General features: G+C 37.5%; 2 protein-coding genes. Both read left to right on the plus strand.

The window, feature by feature from the left end:
* Positions 1–26: 26 nt before the first annotated feature.
* Positions 27–590, plus strand: a complete 564-nt coding sequence (locus AC3WR0_RS25330; protein ID WP_492554843.1) for a helix-turn-helix domain-containing protein — start codon at positions 27–29, stop codon at positions 588–590.
* A partial coding sequence (locus tag AC3WR0_RS25335; RefSeq protein WP_492554844.1) for an IS3 family transposase occupies positions 491–1407 on the plus strand: 917 nt, incomplete at its 3' end. The genes AC3WR0_RS25330 and AC3WR0_RS25335, both read left to right, overlap by 100 nt.

The raw sequence follows: 1407 nt of genomic DNA on the forward strand, positions 1-1407 counted from the left end.
AAATCTAACTTTTGGGGTGTTTATTTTTGGCTAAATATAGTGAACGATTTAAGTTGATGGTGGTAAGGGAATATCAAGAAGGTCATTTTGGATATGACTTACTGGCTAGTAAGCATGGCATGTCAAGCAGTTCACCCATTAAGAGATGGGTAAAAGTATACGAGAAATTTGGAGCTGAAGGCTTAATGAGGAAGAAACATAATGAAACTTATTCTACTCATTTTAAACTGGATGTATTAAGATACATGGAGAGAACAGGTTCTTCAGAAATGGAAACAGCCCTTCATTTTGGGCTAACAAACCCTCCTATGATAGCTTCATGGAAGAAAGCGTATTTGGAAGGTGGTGCTGAGGCCCTGGATAAACCGAAAGGACGGCCTCCCATGTCTGAAAAATCCAAGAACAGAAAAAACAAACCTGCAGAAGAACGCGAAATGACATATGAACAAAAATTGGAACGAGAAAACGAACTTCTTCGTTTAGAGGTAGAATACTTAAAAAAGTTGCGAGCTTTTCAGATGGATCCGGTAGGCTATCTCGAAAAGCACAAGCAGCGCTATCATTCGAACTCAAAGAAACCTTCAAGTTAAAAGATGTTTTATTTAGAGTTGGTATTCCTGAGTCCTCCTACCATTATCATGTAAAAAGCATGAAGAAAGAAAATGCCGATCAAGAGCTTGAAGAATGTATTCAATCTATTTTTGAGGAAAATGACGGCAATTATGGGTATCGTCGTATCAAGCTAGAATTGAAAAACCGTGGTTCTAGGGTGAATCATAAGAAGGTACAACGCATCATGAAAAAACTCCAACTCAAAGGAGAAAAATTCAAAAGAAAATCACGCAAATACAGTTCTTACAATGGAACTACAGGAACAGTTGCCAAGAACCGTATAAATCGTCGTTTTCACACCAATGTGTGTCATCAAAAATTAACAACGGATATCACAGAATTCAAATGTACAGACAGTGTAAAACTGTATCTGAGTCCCATTATGGATATGTTCAACGGTGAAATCCTTTCCTATGGAATAAGTATGCGCCCAACCTTGGAATTCGTGCTCACACCCCTCGAAGAAGCCCTTGAAATTGTAAAGGATTCGAAGTACAGAACCACTTTACATTCTGATCAAGGCTGGCATTACCAACATAACAAATGGGTAAAAACACTCAAAGATCAAAAGGTATTCCAGAGTATGTCACGAAAAGGAAACTGTTTAGATAATTCACCTATGGAAAACTTTTTCGGTTTAATGAAACAAGAAATGTACCACGGAGAAGCACGATGCTCATATGAGGATTTAAAAAAGAGAATAGAAGATTATATCGATTATTACAATAACAAGCGTATAAAACAAAAATTGGCTGGCATGAGTCCAGTACAATACCGGATTCATACCAGCCAATC

This window comes from Neobacillus sp. FW104-15D2, assembly GCF_058790155.1.